Annotated in this window: 12 protein-coding genes; all 12 read right to left on the bottom strand. The window is 47.4% G+C overall.

Features of this window, described 5'->3' with window-relative positions; translation table 11 throughout:
• Positions 1 to 96: 96 nt before the first annotated feature.
• Positions 97 to 522, bottom strand: a complete 426-nt coding sequence (locus D7D25_RS05260; RefSeq protein WP_122967920.1) for an ACT domain-containing protein — start codon at positions 520 to 522, stop codon at positions 97 to 99.
• Positions 523 to 578: 56 nt separating this feature from the next.
• A complete protein-coding gene (locus D7D25_RS05255) occupies positions 579 to 1,883 on the bottom strand; it encodes a phenylacetate--CoA ligase family protein (RefSeq protein WP_122967919.1) in 1,305 nt (434 codons plus the stop codon).
• A 1-nt stretch (position 1,884) separates the two neighbouring features.
• A complete protein-coding gene (locus D7D25_RS05250) occupies positions 1,885 to 2,460 on the bottom strand; it encodes an indolepyruvate oxidoreductase subunit beta (RefSeq protein ID WP_122967918.1) in 576 nt (191 codons plus the stop codon).
• Between the two features lie 243 nt (positions 2,461 to 2,703).
• A complete protein-coding gene (locus tag D7D25_RS05245; RefSeq protein ID WP_255417196.1) occupies positions 2,704 to 4,449 on the bottom strand; it encodes a thiamine pyrophosphate-dependent enzyme in 1,746 nt (581 codons plus the stop codon).
• A gap of 537 nt (positions 4,450 to 4,986) precedes the next feature.
• Entirely contained in the window at positions 4,987 to 7,152 is a 2,166-nt protein-coding gene (gene pnp / locus D7D25_RS05240; RefSeq protein WP_122967917.1) for a polyribonucleotide nucleotidyltransferase, read from the bottom strand.
• Positions 7,153 to 7,375: 223 nt separating this feature from the next.
• A complete protein-coding gene (locus tag D7D25_RS05235; protein ID WP_122967916.1) occupies positions 7,376 to 8,047 on the bottom strand; it encodes a hypothetical protein in 672 nt (223 codons plus the stop codon).
• A gap of 39 nt (positions 8,048 to 8,086) precedes the next feature.
• On the bottom strand, positions 8,087 to 8,767 hold the full coding sequence (locus tag D7D25_RS05230) for a hypothetical protein (protein WP_255417195.1): 681 nt from the start codon (positions 8,765 to 8,767) through the stop codon (positions 8,087 to 8,089).
• Between the two features lie 41 nt (positions 8,768 to 8,808).
• On the bottom strand, positions 8,809 to 10,959 hold the full coding sequence (locus tag D7D25_RS05225; RefSeq protein WP_255417194.1) for a hypothetical protein: 2,151 nt from the start codon (positions 10,957 to 10,959) through the stop codon (positions 8,809 to 8,811).
• Between the two features lie 204 nt (positions 10,960 to 11,163).
• Complete coding sequence (locus D7D25_RS05220; protein WP_122967913.1) at positions 11,164 to 11,916, bottom strand: hypothetical protein; 753 nt, start codon at positions 11,914 to 11,916, stop codon at positions 11,164 to 11,166.
• A 52-nt stretch (positions 11,917 to 11,968) separates the two neighbouring features.
• Positions 11,969 to 15,745, bottom strand: a complete 3,777-nt coding sequence (locus D7D25_RS05215) for a hypothetical protein (protein WP_255417193.1) — start codon at positions 15,743 to 15,745, stop codon at positions 11,969 to 11,971.
• Between the two features lie 72 nt (positions 15,746 to 15,817).
• Positions 15,818 to 16,822 carry a FimB/Mfa2 family fimbrial subunit gene (locus tag D7D25_RS05210; protein WP_122967911.1) on the bottom strand — a complete coding sequence of 335 codons (1,005 nt, stop codon included), beginning with the start codon at positions 16,820 to 16,822 and terminating at the stop codon, positions 15,818 to 15,820.
• Positions 16,823 to 16,832: 10 nt separating this feature from the next.
• Positions 16,833 to 18,236, bottom strand: a complete 1,404-nt coding sequence (locus D7D25_RS05205; RefSeq protein ID WP_122967910.1) for a fimbrial protein — start codon at positions 18,234 to 18,236, stop codon at positions 16,833 to 16,835.
• Positions 18,237 to 18,247: the final 11 nt, after the last annotated feature.

Genomic DNA, 18,247 nt, shown 5'->3' with positions numbered 1-18,247 from the left:
TTGGAACTTAGAAATGGGAACTTAGAAATGGGAGCCGGGAATTGACAGTTGATAATCACAAATATGTTGAGGTTTCATCTTGAATCTGAAATTTGATCAAAGTTGATAAATGTCACGCTGCGACAATAGCTTCACCCCTCTCTTTTCCAATATCCCCGCTACCCCGGATATATCCGCGGTTCGGATCACTGCCAGGGCCACATCCCTGTTTGAGAAAGCATACATATAGTCTACATTGATATTCTCCTCGGTCAGTATTTTCAGGACCCGGTACAACGAGCCCGGCTCATCGGGTATGTTCACGCAGGCCACGTCGGTGAGTCTGATCGAAAATCCTGCTTTTTCCAGTACTTCCTTAGCCAGTGCAGGTCTTCCCACCACCATGCGCACAATACCATAGTCGGTTGTCTCGGCCAGGTTGAGCGCGGTGATGTTTATATCATGTTCGGCCAGAATACGGGTTAGCTCGGTAAGCCTCCCCGACCGGTCTTCCAGAAAAATAGATAATTGTTGAATATGCATCCTGTTGATTATTTTGGTGATTGGGTAATGAATTCAAAAATGGTTGATAATTTATCTCACACACCCTTCTTCCTGTGGTCGATGATCCGTTTTGCTTTTCCTTCGGAACGCTCTATGCTGTTAGGTTCCACTAATCTGATGATTGCGCTGATCCCCAGCAGGCTTTTGATGTTATGGTCGATGCGCCGCCGGATCCCTTCCAGTTCGCGGATGCTGTCCGACCAGTTCTTCTCATCGATCTCCACCAGCACTTCCAACGTGTCGAGATTGTTTTCCCTGCGGACGATCAGTTGATAGTGTGGCGATGTTTCGGACATCTCCATCAGCACAGATTCCACCTGCGAGGGAAAAACGTTCACGCCGCGGATGATCAGCATGTCGTCGGTACGTCCCAGGCATTTTTCCATGCGTACCAGCGTTCGTCCGCAATCGCATTTCTCCCGGTGCAACCGTGTAAGGTCGCGTGTCCGGTAACGCAGCAGCGGCATTGCCTCTTTACTCACCGTGGTGAATACCAGTTCACCTATTTCCCCGTCCGGCAGCACCTCCAGTGTTTCGGGATGGATGATCTCCGGGATGAAATGATCTTCGAAGACATGGTTCCCACACTGGCACTCGCACTCCATGGAGACGCCCGGTCCGATCACTTCGCTCAGGCCGTAAATGTCGTATGCTTTTATGTGGAGTAACTTTTCTATCTCCCTGCGCATCTCGTTCGACCACGGCTCCGCACCGAAGACACCTGCCCGCAGTTTGATATCCTTCGGTGAGATTCCCTCTTTCAGGATGCTTTCACCCAAGTGCGCCGCGTACGATGGAGTACATGCCAGAATGGTGGCATTGAAATCGGTCATGAACTGCAACTGTTTCCGGGTATTGCCGCTCGATATGGGAATGACCGTTGCTCCCACTTTCTCGGCGCCGTAGTGCAGTCCCAGGCCTCCTGTGAAGGGGCCATAGCCGTAGGCTATCTGGATGGTATCCCCGCTGTGGATGTCTGCCATGGTCAGGCTGCGCGCCACCATTTCCGCCCAGATATCGATATCCTGTCGGGTGTAACCTACCACCGTCGGTTTTCCCGTTGTCCCGCTTGAGGCGTGTATCCGTACTACGTCATTCTGGCGTACGGTAAAGAGACCGAACGGATAGTTATCCCTCAGATCGGCCTTGGTGGTGAACGGAAGCGATTTCAACTGATCCACGCTTCGAATATCACCCGGTTCAATTCCTCTCTCTTTCAGCCGGTCTCTGTAAAACGGCACGTGGTCACACATCCGTTGTATCATGGCGGAGAGTTGCCTGCTTTGCAGTGCGCGCATCTGTTCTCTTTCCGCACATTCTCTTTCGGGGTTCCAAATCATCTTATTCCGACACATATTCTTTTCCAAGCCTGAACGCTTTCATATTCATATCGATTATTTCTTCTCCTTTTCTCTCAAAAAACAATCCGATCGCTTTTTCCAGTTCCTTTTCTTCTATCCCCAGATAAGGCGAAGCGGCTCCCAGCATAACCACATTGAAAGTTTTCGGGCTTCCTGCCTTTCCGGCCAGAGACGCTGCTTCTACGGGCAGGTGTGCGGCCGATTTCCTGATGGTCTCGATCAGTTGCTCCTCATCCGGATAGCCGGGAATATTCTTATAAGGTTCGGTTGCGGTGACGATAATGCCCGCGGGCGACAGGAAAGGGAGATAACGGAGCGCCTCCATGGGTTCGATCGACAGGATCAGGTCTGCTTTGCCGAGCGGGATCAGATCCGAAAAGATTTCTTCCGACGAGATACGCAGGTGGGATTCCACCGCACCGCCGCGCTGGCTCATGCCGTGTACCTCAGCTTGTTTTACGTTCAATCCCAGGTTCATGGCCGCCAAGTCGATGATCGACGCGATGGTAAGTATCCCCTGGCCTCCGACACCTGCGATAATGATATTCTTATGCATATACTTTTTTAAATACAAGATTCAAAAACCAAGACTATGGAAATTCAATATGCAAAATTTGAGTCCCCTCCAAAAAGTCTTTTTTTACCCAAATTTCCCTCAAAACGACTATTGATTTTCAATGAGTTGGAAACCTTTGAAATCGGTTTTTTGGGATTTCGGAGCAGACTCAGATTTTCGAACTTCTTGACTTCTTCATTATCTTTTTTGATTATTCACTCCTTCCCGAAGAATCGGGACAAGTTACCCCGCTTTTCCTTTTCTCCTGTTTTCCTGTTTTCCAGTTCTCCGATTCTCCGGTTCTCTGGTTCTCCAGTTTTCTGGTTCTCCAGTTTTCTGGTTTTCTGGTTTTCCGGTTTTCTGGTTTTCCGGTTTTCCGTTTCTCCTGCTTTCCGGTTCTAAGGTTTTCCGGTTTCCCGCTTTTTTCGCTGTCTGCACACATTCCCGTTGGGCGATGATCACGGAAACACCTTCATGGTCGAGTTCCTGTTTTAGGATGGTCACGTTGTTTTCGAGGTTTTTCTTCAACGGTACTATCCTCCGGATGTGTTCTTCCTCCACGCCGATCCCTCTGCAAATATCATAGAATCGGCCTGTTCCCGCCGAGTCCTGCCCACCTGTCATTGCCGTAGTGCCGTTGTCCGATATGATGATGGTCATGGGCGACCGGTCGTTCACCGCGTCGAGCAACCCCGTCATTCCCGAATGGGTAAAGGTGGAGTCCCCTATCACACAAAGGGCGGGTCGCATTCCCGCGTCGGCAGCCCCTTTTGCCATGGTAATGGCCGCTCCCATGTCCACGCAAGTGCTGATGGCATTGTAGGGTGGCAATGCCCCCAGCGTGTAACACCCGATATCGCCGAAGAGATGATGCTCCGGATAATTTTCCATTACCCGGTTGATGGCGTCGAACAAATCCCTGTGGCTACACCCTTTGCATAGCATAGGCGGCCGTTCCGTTACAATTCCGGGCACAGTTTTTATTTCTCCGGTATCCACTTTGAGCGCTTGAGCCAGCAGGTTGGGAGAGAGTTCTCCGGTACGGGGCAACGCGCCATCCAGCCGTCCGCGGAATTTCCCGTTTCCGAAATATCCTTTCAGTAGTTCTTCATAGACGGGATACCCTTCTTCGGCAATAAGCAGGGAGGAATATCTGTCTGTGAATTCTTTTATTTTCTTTTCAGGGAGAGGATATTGTGATATTTTAAGCACCGGGATACGGAGCCGGTAAGAACGGATCACTTCCATGGCGTAATTGTAGGCGATGCCGAAAGCGATGACGGCCGTGTGGCCTTCCCCTTCTGTGATCCGGTTAAAATCCGATAATTCCGAAGAAGCTGCCAGTTCCTGTTGCTTTTCGAGCAGGCGTTGGTAGTTTTTCCGGGCATTTGCAGGCAGGAGGATCCATTTGCCCTTATCCCGGGAAGGGCGCAATCCGTTTTGTCCCCGCGGTTGCCCGCGCATGATGGCCGCGCGTGAGTGGGAGAGTCGCGTGGGGATACGCAGCATCACCGGCAATTCCGTTCTTTCCGACAGGTCGAATCCGTAACGTACCATATCGTAGGCTTCCTGTTGGTTGGCAGGTTCGAGTACCGGGATCATGGCGAATTTGGCATACACTCGGCTATCCTGTTCGTTTTGTGACGAGTGCATCGAAGGATCGTCCGCCACGGCTATTACCAGTCCCCCGTGTATGCCGGTAATGGCGGCGTTCATGAATGCGTCGGCAGCCACGTTCAACCCTACATGCTTCATGCAGGTCAGACTTCGTTTTCCCGCGTACGACATTCCCAGTGCGGCTTCGAAAGCTGTTTTCTCGTTCGTCGCCCATGCCGACCGCACCTCTGCTCCGTTGGTCTGTGCCGACTGTTGTATAAATTCCGTAATTTCCGTGGAAGGAGTGCCCGGGTAGGCGTATACCCCCGATATTCCTGCGTCCAGCGCTGCCTGCGCAATGGCTTCGGCTCCCAGTAATAGTTGTTTGTACATATTTTAAAGCAGGTTCCCGTAGATTGTGAATCATACAAAAACCCTCCTGATAGTGTGTTTTTATTCAAAAAATAAAGATTCAGGTTGCAAATGTACAAAAAATAAGCCCATAAAGTTTTAAATTCTCAAAATAGAATGATTCTAAATATGCCTCATTTTGACCGAAACAATACTTTATGGAGGTTCTCCCTCTCAATCAGGGTTTTGTTTTCGAGCACCCGGAATATCGTAGGAAGCCATCTTTATTGAGGTTCCACATCCGGATGTTTCCAATTGATTTTATCATGGAGGATGCTAAAATCTATCCATTATGCCATAATTTCCCGAGATATGGAATACAATATTCCATGTTTATATCGCCGTTTGCCTTCCGGATTGATTTGTTTTACGGTTTTCCACGCGGAATGAGGTAAGACTCCGGTGGATATAATCTTCTAAGTCACTAAAAAAAGTATCCAGTGTGACACAATTGTTTGGGGAAACATAAAAAAAGCGGACCTGGAAAAGGCCCGCTTTTACTATGAATATGTTGCCTGTTTAATACTCCATACCCTGGTTGCCGCTTTTTTCGGGGCGTTCGGTCCTTTCGGGACGGGGCAGTAATACTTTACGTGACAGTTTGAATTTACCGGTTCTGGGGTCGATATCCATCAGTTTCACCTGAATCTTGTCGCCTTCCTTGATACCCGCATCTTCCACTTTCTCTAACCGTCTCCATTCGATTTCGGAGATATGGAGGAGTCCGTCTTTTCCGGGAAGGAACTCGACGAAAACACCGTATGGCATTACCGAGCGGACAGTCCCTTCGTAGATTTCCCCGATCTCGGGAATGGCCACAATACCTTTGATCTTCGCCATGGCGGCATCGATAGAGGCTTTGTTGTTGGCAGATATTTCCACTCGTCCCTTGTTGTCGATTTCCTCGATGGTGATGACGGTGCCGGTCTCTTCCTGCATCCCCTGGATAATTTTTCCACCCGGGCCGATTACGGCTCCGATAAAATCTTTCGGGATCTCGATCACTTCAATCCGCGGAGCATGCGGTTTCAGGTCGGCGCGGGGTTCTGAGAGGGTTTCCATCATTTTCCCCATGATGTGTTCGCGTCCTGCTTTGGCCTGCGCCAGCGCTTTTTCAAGGATCTCGTAGGAGAGCCCGTCCACTTTGATGTCCATTTGCGTGGCGGTAATGCCGTCTCTGGTGCCGCACACCTTAAAGTCCATATCGCCCAAGTGGTCTTCGTCACCTAAGATATCGGAAAGGACGGCAAAATTTTCTCCTTTGTTTTCCGAGATCAATCCCATGGCGATGCCGCTCACCGGTTTTTTGAGGTTCACTCCGGCATCCATCAGTGCCAATGTGCCGGCACAAACGGTAGCCATGGATGAAGAACCGTTCGACTCCAGGATATCCGACACCACACGCACCACATAAGGGTAGCCTTGCGGGATCATCCGTTTGAGGGCGCGGTGCGCCAGGTTGCCGTGTCCTATCTCGCGACGACCGGTAGCACGTTGCGGACGGGCTTCTCCGGTGGAGAAAGGCGGGAAATTATAGTGCAACAGGAAGCGGTCGGTACCATGTACCAACACATCGTCTACAATCTTTTCATCGAGTTTGGTGCCCAGGGTGACGGTTGTCAACGACTGTGTTTCGCCGCGGGTGAAGAGCGCTGAACCATGAGGTCCGGGAACGAAATCCACTTCGCTCCAGATCGGACGAATTTCGGTAGAGCTGCGACCGTCGAGACGTTTTCCCTCATCGAGGATGCAGCGGCGCATTGCCTCTTTCTCCACAGCGTGATAGTAGCGGGCTACCAATGGTTTTTTCTCTTCTCTTTCTTCTTCGGGGATCGATTCCAGGAATTCTTCCAGGATGGATTCGAAAGCTTCTATCCGCTCATGTTTGTTGGGATTCCGGGAAGAGGCTACCGCATAAGCTTTTTGGTAACATTTGTCCCATACCTGTTTGCGGAGTTCTTCGTCGTTCTCTTCGTGGCAGTAGGTGCGTTTTACCGTTTTTCCAGCCAATTCGGCTAGTTCCATCTGCGCGCGGCAATGCTTTTTGATCTCTTCATGGGCAAATTTGATGGCATCGAGCATTTCCGCTTCTGACACTTCATTCATCTCACCTTCCACCATCATGATGTTGTCGATGGTGGCACCCACCATGATATCCATGTCAGCTTCCTGCAATTGCTTGAAAGTGGGGTTGATCACGAACTGACCATTGATACGCGCTACCCGTACCTCGGAGATCGGTCCGTTGAAAGGTATGTCTGAAACGGCCAATGCCGCTGAAGCGGCCAGTCCGGCCAGCGCGTCGGGCATATCTTCACCGTTGGAGGAGTAGAGGATGACGTTTACAAAAACATCGGCATGGTAATCGTCGGGAAAGAGGGGACGCAGCGCGCGGTCGATCAACCGGCTGGTCAGCACCTCAGAATCGGAAGGTTTTCCTTCTCGTTTCATGAAACCACCCGGAAAACGTCCGGATGAGGCGAATTTTTCTCTGTATTCAACCTGTAAGGGCATAAAATCGGTTCCGGGGGTTGCGTCTTTGGCGGCACAAACGGTGGCCAGCAACATGGTGTCACCCATACGAAGGGTGACGGATCCATCGGCCTGTTTTGCCAGTTTCCCCGTCTCCAGCGTAATCGCGCGTCCGTCTGACAGCTCGATCTGCTTTACAATTGGATTCGTCATAAATGATAAGTTATTATTTTCTTTGCATAAAATCCCCCAAAGGTACATAAAGTTTTGGTTTCTTGGAGCATTCGGCACAATAAAAAACAGGAACTGCCTTAATCTGGCATCCCTGTTTCCCGGAGAAGAGTGTAATTTGTTACTTTTTATTCATATTTTTTAAACGATGATTGAGTTATTGTAACAAAATAATCTGCTTCTTTTCCGTTATCTCTCCTTTTCCTTAGTAGTAGACAATACCGTATTCGCGATTTCTGGCGAGTTTTTTCTCGGGGGGTAAACCGGTATTGTGCTTTTCCACCTCTTCCCATATTTCGATAATAATCTTATCCACTTTTTCACGGTAGGCGGCTACCTCCTGCAAGACGCACGCGGTAGCCTTCTGATGCAGTTTCTGTGTCTGATAGCCATCTTTGAAGAGGGTGAACATTACATTCACTTTGGCGATGGAAGGATTATAGATTGGCACACCTCCGCGTGAGATACGCTCATATTCCCCCCGGATGGTCTTTTCTCCCCATTCCAGCAGTTGCTCATCAGAAGTCAGATCAGGAACGACTAAGCGGGTGTCTCTCAAACCGTATATATCCAGTTGTTCTTCTTTGATTTCGGAACGTACCACACACAGATACAATACCTGAATGAAATGAGAGATATAGATACGGGCGTTCTGGGTGGTTTTAGCGAAAGAGTGGCCGGCATTCACCTCTATATCGTACAACTGCCGGTAACGGGCCGATAACTGTTCGAACACTGTCAACACACTTTTGGCTTCATCAAGAATATCCGCTGAGAACGAGAGTTCCGGAAAATCGGTATTGGATGCTTTTTCAATTGCCGATTTCAAGGCCCTGATACGGGCACTGTCTGTATTTGGTAATCTGCGATAGGGCATGTGATGTAGAACTGAGAACTGAGAATTCATCGCTAAAAGTCACTTATTCCACTTTTTGGCTCGTTGTCGTAATTCTTCGATAGACTCTTTCCTCTGCGGAATAGTATGTTGGGTGTCGACTTCGTCTATTACACTCTTCTTATCTCCTTCCTGCGACCGGCGAAGCGGCGGTGATGCCCGTTCAGGAACAGCCTCCGGAATAATCGCTAAGAAATTAGTATATGCTTTTCTCAACAAAACGGCTTCCTGAGGATTGAGGTCGATAGTTTGGTAACCCTGCGCATATTGCACGACAAATTTCTTCACCAATCTATTGGCTAAGAAAGAAAGATCTCCCTCGAACACGACCTTCATATCCGCGATCTTCTGTGCCACGGTATTCATTCTGCGGGCTTTCGCATACCGGGCGGCTCTTAATTCGTATTTGCCGCTTTCTGTCTCGACTACAAGCTTTTCGTTTTTTAAATATTCCACTGGGACAGCTTCTTCAAACACGGCATCTGTGAACATATACTTCAAAGAGAGGTTCATAAATTGCGCTTGATTCTCATATATAAATCTTACCGTAATCATCGGGTCTCTGAATCGAGGGTTTTTCTGTAATTTTCCCTGAGAAACTATCTCCCATTCGGACGTTATTGCTTCGGGTGGATGTTGTGAAAAGCCGTTGAAAGACATGAATATGCATGTCGTTAGCAATAAATGCCTGATCGTTTCCATAATTGTTGTTTTATAAATAATATGTATCAAATTCTGACTTCTTAGTTCTGATTATTCAGCGTATCCCATAAATTGAGTTCATCGGCCAATTCCCTTACTTCAGAATCCAATCTGGTGCGGGAATATAATTCCGGACTCAGCTGACATGCTTTTTGAAGATGCTTCGCGGCTTCATTCTTATTATCTTTTCTTGCTTTGATAATGGCAAGCAAGTACTCGTTCCTACCGGTTTCAGGCAATGCTTCCAGTACTTCCTGCGCTTTATCGTTATATCCCAGACAAACTAATGCTAACGCGGTATTGTAATCGGCATATTTGGCCAATTTCTCTAAAGCAAGCATATACTCCTTTTCTCTTAACAGCTTTATTCCTTCGGCATAATCTTCACGATGAGTTTCCTGCAAGGTGTTTTCTTCTATACCTGGACGATTAATATGGAGTGTCACATCAAAACGTACGAGCTTAGGATATATCTCCTGTCTGATAATCTTGTAATCATCCGGGTAATCCCTTTTAATATTTTCTTCGGTCATATCGGGGTATATGGCACTGGTAAGGGAGTCCAATATGGCTTGCCGGTACAGCAAACTTCTGTGTGATTGTACTTGCCTTGCCAATGTAGGCCAATCTTCTCCCGCCGCTTTGGGCACCGGATTTCTCACCCCTTTTTGTCTTAAATAATCAGCCACCTCTTTTGCTCTTTCAAGTGAAAGTTCGTAGTTTTCATGCCATAACCCCTCGAGATCGGTATAAGCGCGAATGGATATGCTGTCGACAACCAGGTCCGCTTCATTATTATAAATCTGATATGCTTCCACTATCTTGTCAAATATCTCCGGATTTCTGATATCCCTGAATCTATGGGATTTTTTCGTCCGGTAATCCGGATAAAGGCTTTGATTATCCACCATGTTCTTATGAAGCATCTTTCGTTCGATTACCAGCGATTCATCAGCCAGTTGAGCCAACGAAGCGATGAAGTATGTCAGGGTGTCCGACAGCGGAAAGACGAAAGTGGACTTGTCTACCCCTTCCACCATCGCGGCTAAAACGACCTCCAATTTTTTGGTGCTCTTCTCAATTTTCCACGGTTGTTTATAGGGATACCTGAAATCGTACTCCGCGGTAATAACCGTATCCAGTCTCAATCCGGTCATTTCCTCCCCAGGGATAGGGAATTCGACCACTTCTTTAAATATCTCACCTTTTCGCTCTATATTCATATCATTGAGCACTATGTCATCGATCAGATAGTGATGTTTGGCTATTTTTGCCGAATCTTCCTTCGTAAACGGTTTCGCTTTAATATCCCTCAGGGTTAATCCTTTTTGATGGATTTCCCGGTATTTCCGGGGAATATAACTCCGGCTCATTATACTGTCTTTCTGGGCGTGAATATTTATATCAGGGGTGATCGAAGGAAGCCAGTCAAAAGAAAATTGCTTTTTAAGGTAATCTGTATAATCTTTTTCATATTTACCCATATATCGATGATAGATGCCCAGCGTATCGGTATTCTTTTGTAAATAACGCAATGCTTTTTTTTCTGATTGCCGCCAATAGCGTTCCTGCACATGTCTTTTATGCCTTCTTGCGATCGCTTGCGCGCGGAGAAATTCCATTTCATTCATTTTCCTCCAATTATCATAGTCCATCATCAGGTCATAGGCGCGCTTGTAATCGGAGTAGTTGCGTTTTTGCACCTTCAATATCTCCTTGTTCAGGCTCTTCCAGTCCACAAATAAGGAATCGTAGGCCGACGGGTCCACGATAGTATTCAGAAAATCCTCATATGCTTCGTAATCGCCCATCTGTTTATCCCTGAATCCTTCGCCCGTCACATACACAGTATCCAAGGGAGTTATGCTGTCGCCGTCTATCAACATGGGAGCCAACGTTAACCGCCAGTACGGGTCGAGCACGTCGGTCGGGGCAATAATATCAAAATCCACATGCACCCTGCCGTCTCTTTCTGTAGCGAAATTAGACTTTGCTCTCACCACTACGCCGGATAACCGATAAGTCTTAGTGGTATCCAAACGGTCCATTTCATTGGCGAGCACCTCATTGTTATCAAGTTCACTACGGGTAGACTGGGTAAACGTTACTTCTTCCGATACGGAGCGGGAGCCGTTCATTCCTTCCAGGCCTCCCGAATTCGTAAAGGTGATTTCCGGTTTCGTGGTTTGCATGAATAGCCGTTCTATATCTAATTTCCGATGATTTTTCTTTGTCGAACACGACGGCGAAATCGTAATTATAAAAACAAATGTTGCTACAACAAATAACAGACTACAATTAAGCGGGGTATATTTTTTCATACGATTATTCTCTTGAATTTTAGAAGTTAGAAGTCTTGCTTCTTGTTTCTTGGCTCTTGTTCCTTTATTGTTTATTTACAATGGGTTCATGCTCAGCCGTAAACGAGGGATCTTTATATGCAAATGCTCTCCTCTCGAGGTTCCGGGATAGCCTAACTGCACTTCTTTGATTTGAGGGGTTGCGTCCCGGTATGTATAATCCGGATCGCACAGGTATTGCTCCAGAACAGCCCATTGCTGCTCACCTTTTCTTAAATCCCTGATGAGGTCGTCAGATTCTTTCATCTGGTAAAGCGTATATTTTCCTTTCATTTCCCCTTTCTCATTGACCGATCCCATGGCCTCGTATTTGTAGTTTCCCAATGCAAAATTAAACGAACCGGTTAAGGTGTCGTTTTTGACCTCTAATTTCAAATTACGGGCCACATAAGCTTCTACCGGCACCATGGTGACCTGCCTTCCTTTCCCTCTTATGAATTCGCTTTTTCGTTTCCATTTGAACTTTTCACAATTGATCTCAACCGTTCCATTGATTTTGTCATCAACGAATGTGGCTGTAATGTTTTCCGAGCCTGACCACAGATTCCGATCGTTTTTCTCCAACGACCATTTCCGGGTGAATTTTCCATGTTTGATTTTATTGCCGTTAGCGTCTCTATAATATTCGTAGCGTATTTTGCAACCTGTATTCCGGTCGTGAAATTCTTCTACCTGGATCTTTTGTTTGGCACTCCCTCTTTCTTTCTTTTGCTTATCCTGTATATTCCCCGGATAACAGAGATGGGTAAATAAAACACATGCTGTCAATAAAATCAATCTGGTTCTCATATTTTATATTGTTAAATCATCAAATCAAATATTCCGCATCCCAAGGCCCACATCATTCCTCTCCCATTATCTTTTTTACTTTCACTGTCCCTGAAATCGTTTTTACCCGGACCAGGAAAAGCTTTCCCCGTAATGATACAGGATGGCTATATTGGGACAGATTGATTGAGTGGGCCGAAAACACCAGGCGTCCATACAAGTCGTACACGGAAACGGCGCCGATATTTTCGTCTGAGGTGATCTTCAATATTCCCGAACGGTACATTACATTTATTCCGTTTTCAGGATCGTCCTCTTCGATTGTCCCGCTTTCACCGCTTAATTGTAAGACAAAGCGATTCTTGTCGACATATTGCCTGTCCAAACCCGATGCCTGTTGTGTGAAGACATAGACCGGGTTACGCGCAAGATCCTGCCTCACATTCAGTTGTTTGTCCACTAAGATCGCTTTTGCGCCTGTGGATGCGGTAAACGCGTATATATTCCGGAATTCGAGAGATAAACGAGAACGCACATCGGAGGTTTTTACGCCTATGGGAATCTCTTTTTCGTCTGGTGCGAGATTTCTGATCAAATAGGAAAGATCCCGTCCGGAAGACATGAAAAATATTTCCGGCGCTTCGTGTCCTTCCGGCAGGATCATTTTCCTTATTTCGGGATTGTTCGTATTCCGATTATTCTGTAATATGGCGCAATCGCCCGACTGAATGCCGTTTTTCAGTATCTGCATATAAAGGGCGTTATCTGCCTGGTTCGCCTTATAAGACGTGCGGGTGATGCTGGAGGCCGCGGTTGCTCTAAGTGTATTAGCTTCCAGGGGAAATGATATGGTTGAGACCGATGGCCGCAGAGTAACTATAAACGCTTTCCATGCGGGAATTGCATTACCCTCCGTAAAAGAGTTCTGCTCCCATATTGATCCGTCCTCCGACAGGAGTTTATACCCCTGTCCGACATCTATTTTATCCGTATTCGCATTGGCAAAGGCCATGGCATCGATGGGAGCAAGAAGCGGGTTGCCGACCATTATTTCACGAGTGCTCCCCAGTCCCTCTGTATTCAGCGGCATTTCATATCTCCCGTTTGCAGGCGGTTCATTCTGGTCCGTCTCATATATGAACCGGTAAGCTTCACCGGCCCTGCCCATCGACCCCACGGGTGAATTGATGATTTTCAGCGTCTTTGTGTCGAAATAGTAGAAATAACTCTTTCTGGAAAGTGCGTCGTAGTTGTGCGTTGGGTAATAGGGGATCACGGTTTTGTTTTCGAAATAGGGGATTTCGACCACCCCCTTCAGTCCCTCCAGGTTCTCCTGACGATAACCTGTCTGGTTTTGGTATCCTGCCATTTTTACCGCGATCGCATTGTTTGTGCCCGCCAGTGGCATGTCGTTTGTCGCGAATGCCCGGGAAAAATCTCCCTCCGCCACATTTCCGGGAATAGTCGTTACCTCAAACTGTTTTTGCCAGGAAAAGGGATATCCGGCCAAGGAAAAATCGCCCGAGGCCATGCTTTTCAAGGGTGCGGCAAGGATATGCCAGGTATCTCGCGCCAGTTTCTTCGCGTTTTCCCACGAATAAGGGGGCTGTTGGCCGTTTGCAAACACATTGTTGTAATACCCCCAGTTGTAATTCACATACGCTTTCTCGTATTTCAGTTTGTGTTGGTGGTGGAGTTCGCTTCCGTACCGGAAAACGATCTCACCCGTTTCGGGTTGACCGTAGTGTGACCAGTCGGTATGCTGATCCTTATCGTCTTTCAATGAAGGATATTTCGCCGCGTTTCCCGGCAGGTACACCTTGGTGTAGGCCGAAGGCACAATTGAGAGAGGTTCTCCCGCAGCGTTTACCCAGTTGTCTTCATTATTCCAGTTGCGGTCTTCCGCGTCGGTTTTCCAATACATCTCTTCCGGTGCAACAAGCACTTCTATTGTCCGGGTAATCGTAGTATCGCAAAGCGCGTCCTTATTCCATATTTTTAATGAAACCGTTTTGGTGCCGGGTGTCGAATAGAACACTTCGGCCGCGGGATCGGTTGACGTCCCGATCGAAGCGCCCTCTCCGAATGTCCATTCATATTCCGTTTTAAAATAGTTATCGGGATCCTTTTGCGGATTCAACTCTATTGTGAATCTGTATGACTTGCGCTCAAGTAATTTGGACGGCGCGTTAAGCGTATGGCTGAAATTCTGGAGCTTGAGGTAAGTTTCGTCTGTTATCTGATAGGGATCCTGATTGACTTTTAAAACATAGGACCCGCTCTTTTTTGCTTCGAGCCTGCTGTCGGTTGATATGCTATTGTCGGGTAACGTCCACTCATAGGAGAGTGCGTACGGCGCATCGAACAGATAACTGTTCCCGCAATGATATATGGTGTCGCTACCGAAAGAGAATGTCCCGAAAGCCGATAAATAGCCGTACAATGATGTCCCCGTACTGCTTCCGTTGAAATAACCCAAAGCAAAGGATCCATCCGGATTAGCAATTGTGCAAACCGGCTCCATACCCGAGATTGATTTGAGATCTACCTTGGCATACATCCAATCGTCAAAACCTGCCGTTTGGGCATTTAAAGTCAGGGGGGTACCGTCTAGCGTAAACCCGTCCTTGGCTGAATCCCGGAACACCAGGAACATTGAGCTGACTGGAAGACTGTTATTCTTTATAAAAGTGATGCGGCGCCCCGATATGGAATAGAGGCTGGGCAATAAAGCCCCGCCAATTTCAGTAGCTGCGGCGGACTGATGCATGCAATACACCGGTTGACTCGTATTTACGTAATAACCCTGTTTGCCTTGTATGCCCGGGCCCAAATCATAAGACCAATGATCACCGGCATTGAGAGTTGTTTGCAGGCTATTATCCAAATACACCTTGGTGTCATTTTCCACCGCCACCACAACCACATTGTCGGTCACCGAATTACTGCCATTCGAATACCCCTTGATAACAATATAATGTTTTCCCAGATTCCCTGTCGGCACAAGTTGGTCCCCGATCGGATCAATACTGCCGGCAGTCCCTTGCAAACAATCTTCAAAAAGAGTCACGGCAATCGGTTTGTCAGCAGTGACCCGGGTACCGGTCAAGCCGGTAGTGGTTCTCCTGTAAGCCCGCCAGAGAAGGGTTTCTCCCTTCATCAGTTTTTTTCTCCTGTATTGCAAATTGGAGGTATTGTCAATATACCCCCTCGGATCATCCGGAGAAGCCAATTGTCCCTTGGGATCAACAGTAACCCATGTGTCATCTTCGGTGGCCACAATCTGTATCTGCCGGAAAGCATCTTCATTATATGTCGCACTCACACCGTATTTGGTTTGGAAAGGTATATAAAAGTCATCTCCAAACGCTTTTTTCCCCTTAAGCGTGAATATTTCTTTCTGGTTGACTTTTACCCCATCGATCTGATAGTATGCGGAAACCGGCGATGTGGAGGTGATTTGTATTCCTTTGTTGGTCACCCTGCCCGATTTCGTGTAATCATTCTCTACAATATCCACCTGATCGCCTTCAAACTCAAATTTCCAATAGGAGTATGCCCCAAGGGTACGTACGGTATCTGTGAAGTTTTGTTTGAATTCCGGGTTCTTCGGCATGCTGATCGTGACCGTCGCGGGCTTGTCCCCTGTGGTGATCATCAAGAACGTGGGGCGGTCATCATGCTTTTTAGAGGCGTCGGGCGCGACGAACCAGAATTCCTGGTTGTCCGCATCCTGTGCCTGCACTGAAAAGGAAAACACCGCAAGGAAACCGATAAAAAGCGTCTTGAAAAAAACATGTTTCCTCCCGTTCGCGTAATCCCTCCTGCTTGTATTTTTACACTTCATCATTGTTATCTCTCCTTTGTTTGCCATATCAAATTCTGAATACTCTTGTCGTATCTTGCCGTCAAAATCCAGCGGTTAAAATTCTTCCTCCTGGATTATCCAGTCTTCCCAAGGTTTCACGCCGACCTTGATATCCAGGGAGGTTGTGCCGTAAAACGTCACGTTAATCCGTATAATGCCATTGACTTTCGGCACATAAGGTATCTCGATGCCATTTGCGCTTTTCCCAAAATACTCCTTGTTGTCCAGGGGCATGGAGACACGCAACTTCAATTTGTGTGTCGACGTGTCCGCGGGCGCCGGATTCTGGATCAACACCCCATCGCTGATTATGAAAGCATCATTGCCTCTATGGGCCGGGACAAAGAAATTCAATGTGTCGGCGACACCGTTTCCTTTAAAAGTGAAATTTTCCCGCATGGGTTTTTCCGAAACATCGGGTTGCCCCCCATTGGGGTATAACTTGCCGTTCCATGCCAGCGTGGTAGGAACCTCCAAGAGTTCCGCATAGGCCATAGCCTTGTTCGCGTCCGTGATCTCGTCGAAACCACCGTAATGTTTCAGGATAACCTGTAATTTCGCCACATTGCGGTACAATAAGGTGCTCACCTGCTTTACTACGTCTTTTTCTATTGTCACATTCGGCAGCGACACGTACCGGAGTTCCGAAGGGGTTTGAGGTAAAAAATTCCCCACCGTTTTGGTTTGCCACATGGTTGTGGTTCCCATTGGTGATGTGGGCGGCGGCACGGAAATGTTTTCCGATATGTCCCGGTCGCAGGTTAATAATACGATGTTCCAGGTACCTACCGCCACATTGGTGGAAAGCTTATTCCCTTGGCGCGTCACGTTCAATTTTTTTTCAACAAAGCGGTTGGTGGCATCGAACATATAAATAGAGGTATTGTCGATGAGTGTTTCTGCCTTGTCTGACCTTAATTGTATCGACAGGCTCGACTCCACGCGGTCTTCCGTATCGAACCCGTTGCGGTCGTTGCATGAATAAGACAAGAGGGCAAACAGCAGAAAGGCTATTCCATAAAAATAATGCGTTCTTGTTTTGAATGTGCTTGTATTCATCGTTTCCTTATTATTTGTATACGTTGCCCGTCCACGGGAAAAGATCCGTACCGACCGTTTCCTCGATTTCCACGGCTCCTGCCGCGTCCCAAAGAGAATTCATTGGCGGGAGCGCGACGCTTCTCACTTCTGGATAATTGGCTACAAAACTTCCCAATCCCTTTATCGTTACCTTGATGCCATATTGGTTGTTCCGTTTTATATACCTGTGATTATTACCCCTACTACCGCCACCGGTCGAGTTGACAACAACCGGATAGTATACTTTTTTTCTTTTCAGTTCGTTACCCGGTCCCTTGTATTGATACTTCACGCCGATCACAAAACCGGTCGGGGATGATGCGCTGTCCTTATTTTCAAAGGCATAGAACCATAAGGGTACCTGATTTTGGGTTATGTCATATTCCTTGAAATTGATTGGTTTGTACAAATATGCGGCGTAGGTGCTTCCGTCGGCAACACTTGAGGATTGATTTTTCAGGAATTCATACCCTATTGTATTTCCATGCCCGAAAAAACCTTCAGGATTCGGGAATGTGCCATCTTCCGGGAAATAGGAGGATACGGTCTTGGCATTGATCATAAAAACCGTATCCACATAGTGGTTGTATTCTCTTGTTGAATATCCGTCAAATGCCAGCATTTCCGGAAGATCGAATGCTATTTTCTGGATAGCCACCCTTGCCACAAGACGCACCAATTCAACAGGGTTTGTCCCGTTAAGAGGGGTGCCTGTAGTCTCGCCATCGGGTAACCCGCCGTTTCCGGTGTAGCCCAGGTAGTGTTTTTTCGCACCGCTATTTACAGGAAGCCCTGTAAAGGATTGGGTCATCACGAGATTGGTATGCCTGTCGTCCGGCTCTTCACCTCCGATGGGAATATCGCCGGAGGATGTTCCGGCGCCTTCCGGATGATCATAAACTCCCTGTGCGCTTAACTCTTCCAGTTTCTCCCTGAAAGAGAGCCGGTCTGTGACATTGCTGAAGTGCCCGTCCGGGGCGTTTGCTATGATATACACATCCCGTATGCCGGACGTAAGCTCGATTCCCTTTATTTCGTCCAGTTCCTTGTAATCTTTATAGCCGCTCCCCGGTATCTCTATGATTTCACGATCAATGAATTTCTTTCCATCCAGTTCATTGTTCCCGTTCTTGAAAACCAATACCGCCAGGCTGTAAATCGCACTTTCCCGTTCGATCACATCCTCCCCAATTTCATTTGATCTTAGGCCGTTTCCAACCCTTGTCTGTTGGGCGGAATGAAAGGATATGGACAGGGATGTCTTGTCATTTGGGTGATCGGGATCTCCCAGTCCGTTCCTGTCGGTGCAGGAGGAAATCAAGGCGGCGGTCGTAAACAAGCTGAGAAGCAGGTATACAATATATTTACCGGTTTTATTCATTTTCTTAGCCATGCGTAAAACTT

The organism is Proteiniphilum sp. X52 (assembly GCF_003712195.1).
Classification (GTDB): Bacteria; Bacteroidota; Bacteroidia; order Bacteroidales; family Dysgonomonadaceae; genus Proteiniphilum.
The sequence above is the reverse complement of the archived record's forward strand: the minus strand, read 5'-3'. Positions and strand labels throughout refer to the sequence as shown.